This window comes from Psychromonas hadalis ATCC BAA-638 (assembly GCF_000420245.1).
In the GTDB taxonomy this organism is placed as follows: domain Bacteria; phylum Pseudomonadota; class Gammaproteobacteria; order Enterobacterales; family Psychromonadaceae; genus Psychromonas; species Psychromonas hadalis.
Window position 1 is genome coordinate 1 of record NZ_ATUO01000147.1, and the last position, 8897, is coordinate 8897.

Here is an 8897-nt window from a genome sequence, read left to right on the forward strand (position 1 = left end):
CTAGTTTTTTCTTGAAAGTGTAGAAGCTAGACGTTGATAAGTGATGTTGTTGACAGTAATCTGAAATAGTTAACCCACTGGTTTGTTGATTTTTTACTAGGGTCTGCCATTGTGTTTCGTTGCGCGTTATTTTCATTGTTATTTCCTTTTATTTGACTTGAAAATAACATAACTGAGATCAGAAATTAGATGAAGGTGTGGTTGCCCTGACGCTTACACAACATCAGTCAAGGTCCTCTTTGGACAAGGACAAGGACACCTACATTACACAACGGTATTACAGGTGCAGAATTTTACTTTGGGAAAGCTGATGACACATTTGCATACGCATTTCTCATATCAATAGTGATCTGGTTTCTCACTTTGCAAATTATGAACAACATAAAACAAGTGGTGCGCATGTTTTAGCCGAAGATTATAGTATTGACTTAGGTAACACAGGTTACACAGGTTACACAGGTTACACTCGCGGAGATTACTTAACTCGTATAACAGATCATCATACTCACACTTTAAATTATGTTTTTACGCGGGACTTAATGGTTCAAGTTTCAGAGCCAACGACGATCATTCTTTTCAGCCTCGCACTAGCAGGTATTGGTTTCTCAAAAAAAGAAAACAACTTAATAAATAACCTGATTTCTGGATAAAAAACGCACCCCAATACCATTTTTCTGGGTGTTTATGACCTCCATTCACCCAACACCCCAAATGTTGTTTGAACCCTACGTATCCCGCTCAACAACTCTGGGTAACCCTCTGTTGCGGATCAAAATACACCAGTAAGCAGCAAAACAGCTACACGCGAGTTAGTGATATTATTAACCAACAACGGCTACCCGTTGTTGGTTAATAAAGGAGGTTTCTTGGGTAATATAAAGAGAGTTACCTTTCTGTTTCTTTGCCATCGATTTTGCATGGCTAGCAAGTACTGCAACATCATGATAACTTTCACAAAAAGAGGGAGGTAATAGTACACAGCCAATGGAAAGTGTTAACATCGGATAAAATTGCTTTTTACCAAACCGATCTAATGCAGAGATCCCTCCCATTATCTGATCTTCAGGCAAATAACGATGACGAACCCATTCAGAAAACTGCGTTAATATCTCAGCACAGACACTTTTCCAATGTTCATTTTCGGTAATAACAATAAAATCATCACCGCCAATATGACCAATAAAATCCTGCTTTCCGTTAACAATATGACGTAATATATCTGCAAGGCCTGTAATAATTTGATCCCCTTTCTCATAGCCATAATAATCGTTATAGGGTTTAAAGTTATCGAGGTCTATATAGGCAACCGTAAAGGGGGATTGCTTTTTAAGGCATTGATCTAATTTCTTATTAATAGGGACATTACCCGGCAACAAGGTAAGGGGATTCGCATGACGGGCACTGGTTATTTGTAAATTAGTCATCACTTTAAAGAGATCCATTATCGAACCAAGACCTTCATAATATCCATCATCAGTGATAATAAACTCTAACGCTTTTTGCGCTTCTGTTTGCTTGTTAATTGCATGACTTACTTGCTCAATAGCCAGTTGACTCTCGAGCATCAACACATTTTTATCCACGAAAGTGCTAATACTTTTTTTACCTGACAACTCTTGCCCATACTTTGAAAAAAGCAATTGGGTTAAGCAGTTACGACGGATCAATCCCACAGGCTTCTGTTTCCCCGATGGCATTAATTCCACCACAGGAATGCTTTCCCAATCAGGGTTTTGTTTAAATAATTTAGCACTATATTCAACTGTAACACGCTCACTGATCGCTGGGATTTGTTGTAATAGCTCTGCAATAATAGGGGTTTGATTATCTAATAATGTGATTGTTTTTTCCTGATGTGATGAAAATAGATTTTTACTAACCCGTCTAATAGGCAGTGCAGAAGGCCTTGCAAAATAAAAGCCTTGGCAAAATCCAACACCTATTTTTTCTATAAATTGAAATTCGTTGGCGGTTTCCACCCCCTCTGCAATGACCTTACAGCACAGCTCATTAGCGATATTTTTTATTGATAATACAAACTGTTGCTTTACCTTATCGCTATCAATGTCACGCATGAAATGCCTGTCTATTTTGACGTAATCAGGACGTAACTCATACCACATTCGCAGCCCTGAATACCCAGAGCCTAAATCATCCATCGCGATCTCAAAGCCCATCTCTTTATAATGTTGTAGCGCTTCTCGTACCGCTTGATAATTATTAAGTGGACTGTGCTCAGTTAACTCAATCACCACGCGATTAGGGTCTAAATTAGCTTTCTGTAACATTTTTAGCGTTTTCCCCGCACGAAAATCAGGCTGAAAAAGTGTTTCAGGACTTGCATTTAAAAATAATTTTCCGGGTAGGTTTAATGTTTGAAATTGTACAATGGAAAGCTCGCGACATAATAACTCTAATTCAACCAATCGTCCCTGCTCAGAAGCGGCATTAAAAAGATCAATAGGGTTATATAACGGAGTATTAATAGGGCCACGAATTAGCGCTTCATAAGCAAAGATATCAGCCTGTTTATTTTCAACAATAGGTTGAAAATAAACAGTTAATTTTTTTTCTTGAAGAATTAATTCAAGGTTTAATAGTGTACAAAGAGACATCTAATTTTCTTATTGTTATTTTTTGATGAAGTAACAATAAAAAATTTAGATGACCGTTTTATGACAATGGCATTAGCCACGTGATTTACGTGGTTCAACATAAACCAGTAATTTCTGACCCGGCTGAATATATTTCTGTTTTTGTAACTTATTCCAACGTACTAAATCCGTTGTTTTTACATTAAATTTTTGCGCAATCCCCCCGAGGGAATCCCCTGAGCGTACTTTATAAGTGACTCGTCGTTGTATGGTAGATTTTACTTTCGCCACTTTCCAAATCGTTAACTCTTCACCCAAACGTAAGGTTTTTTTAGTGGTCATCTGATTCCATTTAGCGATCTCTTTATAAGTCACTTTATATAAGCGACTGATATCCCAAAGAGTATCCCCTTCCACGACGGTATGAGTGACTTTGCGTTTGCCTTTACCATTGTTAGCTTCAAAGCGCTCAAAACGTTTCGCTTGGGTATAGAGGTAATCCTGCTGAGATTGGCTGGCAACAGGGATAAGCAGTGGTTGCCCTATTTTAATAAACGATCCACGAATATCATTAATCTGTTTTAATACACTGGTGGTTGTACCGTAATTTTGAGCGATCACACTTAAACTGTCCCCTGAACGCACTTTATAACGTGCCCAGCGAATACGCGCATTTTTGTCTGTTGCATTCAATTTTTGGACAAACTCATCCGCAACCACCGTCGGAATTAACAGTTTATGAGGACCATCAGGCGACGTCGCCCAGTGATTAAACGCAGGGTTTAATAATTGTATTTCCGCGACGGTTAAATTTGCTAATTGTGCAGCATAAGCTAAATCAAGTTGTGACTTAGTATCAACATAAGTGAGCACTTGCTCATTTGCTATGTAAGGCAGTTCAATACCATATTTCTCATGGTTACGTAAAATATCCACCAGCGCTAATAATTTAGGAACATAATTTTCCGTTTCTTTAGGCAGTGAAAGGTTCCAATAATCAACCGGTTTATTGTGTTTTTTATTCTTTTTAACCGCGCGTTTAACACGCCCTTCCCCTGAGTTGTAAGCTGCAAATGCGTACAACCAATCATCCCCTAAATAGCGATGTAATATTTCCATATAACGCAGGGCTGCGATAGTTGAGGCATAAACATCACGGCGACCGTCATACCACCAATCTTGTTGCAAACCAAAGCGTTCCCCCGTCACAGGCATAAATTGCCACAAACCAGACGCACTTGCATGTGAATAAGCAAAGGGGTCAAAGGTACTTTCAACAATAGGCAACAGCGCTAACTCAAGTGGCAGACCTTTCGCTTCTATCTGCTCAACAATCAGATATAAAAATGGCTCGGCACGTTTAGAAACTTGTTTTAGATAGTTAGGATGACGCAGATAATAATCGCGTTGTTTTGCTACACGGCTATTGTCTGGCACTTCAAAATCAAACCCTTCCGCCAGCTTTAGCCAAATATTTTCATAATCAGTAACCAGTTCAGATTCAATATCTTGAGGATGCTTCTTTTTAACAAGATGGGATAATCCCTCCTCCTCATTTTCATCAATAAACGCTTCAATAACGAGTAACTCTTCCATTGCGATCTCAGGCTCAGCAGAGGTGATAGGTGCTGTTGTTTGACAAGCAGTAAGGAAAAACAGTAAAGAAAAGGAGAATAAAAATTTCATAAAAAGCCACTCTAGAAAATAGGTGGCAAATTTTAGCAAAAAAACAGCGTTATTTCTGCTTTAAAAGTTATCTTTGTGGGTTCGTAAAGCACTGAAGGTTTCTAGGCCAGCAGTAAGAGGCGTAGCTAATTGATTTTGCAGATGATCTATTAAGTCATTTTGCAAACAACGTAAAAAAGGGTTAATTGTTTTTTCAAGACCGATAGTGCTAGGGATAGTGGCTAAACCAAGTTGACGCTTTTTAGCAACGGCTTGCATATAATTTAGCAGCGCACTATTTTTTGGCTCGATAGTATAGGCGAATGCCAAGTTGCTCTGCGTGTACTCATGGGTACAATAAACGTTTGTTGAATCAGGAAGCGCAGCAAGGCGAGAAAGCGCGTTAAACATTTGTGCATGCGTTCCCTCCATCACACGACCACATCCTCCTGAAAAAAGTGTATCCCCACAAAAAAGTAACGCGTCATTGTAATAAGCAATATGATCTAACGTATGCCCTGGCAGTTCCATGACTTGCAGTGAAAAAGAATTTTCAAAAAAAGTTATAATCTCTCCCTCTTGCACCTCGATAGATTGTGGGAAAAGCCTGTCTTTACTGTACAGCTTAATGTTTTCATCAAGCACCGATAACAGCGTTTCAACCCCATCAATATGATCATAATGATGATGCGTGATAAGAATCGCATCAACAATTAAATGTTGCGATTTAATCATCTCAAGTACCGGTGTTGCATCACCGGGGTCAACAACAATGCAATGTTGGCTTTGACTATCTTTAATAAGCCAAATATAGTTATCATTAAACGCGTTAATTGTTAATATATTAACCATTGTTTCCCTCGAAAATAGTTGGTAAATATGAAGATAGCTAAAACATCCCGTATTTTAACGCCCCTTGGATCATGGTCGCAACTGCCTCATGGGCAATGTTTATTAAAACAGACACAACAGCGTATAGACCATACTATCACGCGCTGCTTTGGTTACCACCTATTAAAACTTGGACAACTTAGTAGCCAATTAAGTAGCACTAAATCGCCCATTAGCCACCAAATAAACTGTGCACCTAGCGGTAAAGATATCGGTTTATTTGCAGACTTGCATCTTTTACCACTACAAGATTCATCAATTGATCTGTGTATTTTAGCGCATGAGTTGGATTTTTCGAGTGATCCACACCAGCTGTTGCGTGAGATAGACAGAGTATTAACGCTCGATGGTACATTAATTATTAGTGGTTATAACCCACTTAGCCTGTTTGGTTTACGCTCATTACTAACACCAAAAAACCCGCATACAGCGCGACTATTTTTACCCAATCGTGTGCTTGATTGGTTGCATCTATTAGGGTTTGAAATACAACAAAAACAACACTTCGATTTTTTATCTTGTCAGCTCAATAATAAGTTCGCTAACTGTGTTGAAAGCATCGGACAGCGTTACCTGCCTTATTTGTGCAGTACCTATTTTATTGTTGCCAAAAAACAGAGCATTCCAATGACCCCTATCAAATCTCCTTTCAAATTTAGTAAGCCGATCATCAGAAACCAACCGATTGCAACGAGAAATCACCGCCACTAGTACAACAAAAATCACCACGAAGCTGCTGCACTACACGAAGTACACAAAAAGAATTAAAGGTTGGGTTTTAACTTACTTTTCCTTCGTGGTTAACTGCGTGTGAACTTAAGCTTGTAAACCATTCACCATGAAGACGCTTCACTACGCAGAGAACACCAATACAAACCAAAAACAGTTAACGTTTTTACTTCTCTTTCTTCGTGCCTTCGTGATGAAATCGTTTTTATTTTTATTTTAAATTTATTAGAGAGCTATATTAAGCTTTATAGCTAACCATCATAGCCTGTATCTTCTTGGGTTGGTTTTGCCTCTGCGGCTTCTCTTGCTAAATCATCACAGCGCTCATTTTCTGGATGACCAGAATGCCCTTTGACCCAATGCCAAGTGACGTCATGTTTCTCTTGCGCCGCATCTAACGCTTTCCACAGATCAACATTTTTTACGGGCGCTTTAGCCACGGTTTTCCAACCACGTTTTTTCCAATTATGGATCCACAGCGTTATTCCTTGACGTACATATTGGCTATCAGTGGTTAGATCAACCGTACAAGGTTCGCTTAACTGCTCAAGTCCTTTAATACAAGCGAGCATTTCCATACGATTATTGGTGGTACGTTTATAACCTTCGGCAAGCTCTTTACGATGCGCATTAAAGATAAGTATCGTACCGTAACCGCCAGGGCCTGGATTCCCTAAACAAGATCCATCCGTATAAATTTCTATTTTTTTCATTATGACCACACTCTAAATTTGCTAAACTGAATTTAATGAAATAATAAATTGAGATGACGATGAACACAAGCAAAGAGATAAGACAGGTTGTTTTAGATACAGAAACAACGGGTATGAACAAAGATGGCACTATTTATCTTGGTCACCGTATTATCGAGATTGGTTGTGTTGAACTCATCAACCGTCGCTTAACGGGCCGTCACTACCATGTTTATATCAACCCAGGAATGATGGTTGATCCTGAAGCCGTCACCGTACATGGTATTACCGATCAGTTTTTACAAGATAAGCCCTTTTTTGATCAAGTAGCGGATGAATTTATTGAGTTTATCCGTGGCGCTGATTTAGTTATCCATAATGCCCCTTTTGATGTTGGTTTTATGGACCAAGAGTTTCGTTTTTTAAATAAGAAAACCCAACCCACGCAAGAGATATCCACCGTCACCGATACCTTAGTGATGGCTAAAAAGATGTTTCCGGGTAAACGAAATAACCTTGATGCGCTCTCTGATCGCTTTGGTATCAATACCCAACATCGTGTTTTACATGGCGCACTTCTCGATGCTGAAATTTTAGCCGATGTTTACCTGTTAATGAGTGGCGGACAAGCTAAGCTTAATCTCTCAAGTGGAGATCCGAGCGAAATGAGCACAGGACGGAGAGACCGAAAATCTTCATCACCACTTCGTGTTATTCATGCAACAGAAGCGGAACAAAGTGCACATGTCGAACGTTTAAAACTAATAGGAAATAGCCTGTGGCAAGCATAGTAAGACACCCATTAATCTCTGTTTTTTTACTTTTTTATTATCTGTTTTTTTCCGTAAACGCCATGGGGCACACTATCTATGCACCCAATGATATCCCGCTTTTAGATAACCGTTTTCGCATCGATCCACAAACCGATCAAATCACCTTCATTTTTAATCATAAAAAAGGTTATCAACGTGTTGTATTGGTACGACCCGATGGCAGTAAATTATACCAACAACGTCACCCGGAAGGCGTTGCTTGGGTGAGTAGTAAAACACAAGATATCATTACCATACAAAACCCAATGACAGGTCCTTGGCAAGCAATTGCCAAACTTGATGGTGATAACCGCATTAAATTAATTAGTGAAGTACAACTCACCGTTAGCCAATTGCCTTTAAAACTTTATGCACAAGAATATATCACCACCCATGCAACGCTCTATTACGATAAGAAGATAATGGACAATCCCGCTTATCTCGATGATGCCAAGCTTTCTATTTCACTGCTTGGTGGTGCAAATAAAAAGATGGCACTGTATCAAGATGATGGCAAACATTACGATGCGCTTCCTTTTGATGGGGAATTAACCGCACGTTTGTATGTAGATCTTCTCCCTGGCCGTTACTTGTTGCATATACGCACTAAAAATGATGTTTTTATTCGTAATGTTAATAAAGATGCTGTGGTTTTTCCTGCTCCTATTAGTTACCAGATAAAGGCATTAGAAACAGGCAGTGATGAGGCAAAAATCACTTTTAGCGTCGATGGGGATGAAATAGATCCAAGTTCAGTTAGCATTGATGGTGTCATTAAAGATGCAGAAAATAAAGTGATCAAACAGGTGATGATGCACAGCATTGACAATGTTTCAGAAGTAGGGAAATTCTATTCCACCCATAAGCTTTCACATAAGTTATATACGTTTTCAGGTAAAGCTTATGCCACCACACGCAAAGGCCGTGAAATAGAACTGCAACTTCCTGAGAGAATTTTTGAGTTGTTCCCCTCCTTTAAAATGCCTGTCACTAACTTAAGCGAAGCACTCGCGACTCAAGCTCAAGAGATGAAAGAAGAAACGCTTTATCAAGATAGCGAAGCACCTTCACTGTTTGCAAATTTATGGATTATTATCGGCATCACGATCAGCATATTATTATTGACTGTTGGTATTGTCTTTTTCATATTAAAACGTAACAAGAAAAACAACAACGCAGATGAAGAAAATACCGAAGAGCTCAACTTAGATGAGTTACAACCCATGCCAATCGATATAAAGGATGGTAAATAAGCATCACCTGCATACAAAGTAGACGTTTAAGAAACTTAACCGATAATTATGCTGTTTTTTTGTTTTTCACTGTTGACTCAGCAATAGCAACTCCGTATTATCAGCGCCTCAACAAAGACGCGCTAAAACGCGTTGTTGATTTAACTGAGCAACAATTAATTTAAACTTAGGTTTAAGATAATTGGAGTGGTAGTTCAGTTGGTTAGAATACCGGCCTGTCACGCCGGGGGTCGCGGGTTCGAGTCCCGTCCACTCCGCCAC

The 8897-nt window shown here is 39.1% G+C and carries 9 protein-coding genes and 1 tRNA gene; 5 read left to right on the forward strand and 5 right to left on the reverse strand.

Going from position 1 to position 8897, the window contains the following annotated elements:
- Window positions 1–136: IS66 family insertion sequence element accessory protein TnpA (gene tnpA / locus G322_RS24875; RefSeq protein ID WP_022942573.1), on the reverse strand; the 136-nt coding region annotated here is incomplete at its 3' end.
- Window positions 137–539: 403 nt separating this feature from the next.
- On the opposite strand from tnpA, the gene G322_RS24880 reads away from it, so the two are divergent.
- Window positions 540–650, forward strand: coding sequence for a PEP-CTERM sorting domain-containing protein (locus G322_RS24880; protein ID WP_156873977.1), 111 nt, complete (start codon window positions 540–542; stop codon window positions 648–650).
- Window positions 651–821: 171 nt separating this feature from the next.
- Here the strand turns inward: G322_RS24880 and G322_RS0115080 are convergent, their stop codons facing one another.
- The 3 genes from G322_RS0115080 to gloB all read right to left on the reverse strand — a co-directional run bounded on the left by G322_RS0115080 (window position 822) and on the right by gloB (window position 5111).
- Window positions 822–2615: a GGDEF domain-containing protein gene (locus tag G322_RS0115080; RefSeq protein ID WP_022942574.1), complete on the reverse strand. Its 1794-nt coding sequence runs from the start codon at window positions 2613–2615 to the stop codon at window positions 822–824.
- 72 nt (window positions 2616–2687) lie between these two features.
- Window positions 2688–4280, reverse strand: coding sequence for a lytic transglycosylase (locus G322_RS0115085; RefSeq protein WP_028866665.1), 1593 nt, complete (start codon window positions 4278–4280; stop codon window positions 2688–2690).
- Between the two features lie 60 nt (window positions 4281–4340).
- Window positions 4341–5111: a hydroxyacylglutathione hydrolase gene (gloB, locus tag G322_RS0115090; RefSeq protein ID WP_022942576.1), complete on the reverse strand. Its 771-nt coding sequence runs from the start codon at window positions 5109–5111 to the stop codon at window positions 4341–4343.
- 27 nt (window positions 5112–5138) lie between these two features.
- Here gloB and G322_RS21000 point away from each other — a divergent pair, with 27 nt between their 5' ends.
- The gene (locus tag G322_RS21000; protein ID WP_022942577.1) at window positions 5139–5861 is read left to right on the forward strand and encodes a class I SAM-dependent methyltransferase; all 723 of its coding nucleotides are present in this window, start codon (window positions 5139–5141) and stop codon (window positions 5859–5861) included.
- A gap of 269 nt (window positions 5862–6130) precedes the next feature.
- Here the strand turns inward: G322_RS21000 and rnhA are convergent, their stop codons facing one another.
- Window positions 6131–6592, reverse strand: coding sequence for a ribonuclease HI (gene rnhA / locus G322_RS0115100; RefSeq protein ID WP_022942578.1), 462 nt, complete (start codon window positions 6590–6592; stop codon window positions 6131–6133).
- Between the two features lie 59 nt (window positions 6593–6651).
- On the opposite strand from rnhA, the gene dnaQ reads away from it, so the two are divergent.
- From dnaQ to G322_RS0115115, 3 genes are all read left to right on the forward strand, one after another.
- Complete coding sequence (dnaQ, locus tag G322_RS0115105; protein WP_022942579.1) at window positions 6652–7362, forward strand: DNA polymerase III subunit epsilon; 711 nt, start codon at window positions 6652–6654, stop codon at window positions 7360–7362.
- A complete protein-coding gene (locus tag G322_RS0115110) occupies window positions 7350–8636 on the forward strand; it encodes a hypothetical protein (RefSeq protein WP_022942580.1) in 1287 nt (428 codons plus the stop codon). The genes dnaQ and G322_RS0115110 overlap by 13 nt, the downstream gene beginning before the upstream one ends.
- A gap of 183 nt (window positions 8637–8819) precedes the next feature.
- Window positions 8820–8896, forward strand: a tRNA-Asp gene (locus G322_RS0115115).
- The last annotated feature ends 1 nt before the right edge of the window (window position 8897 follow it).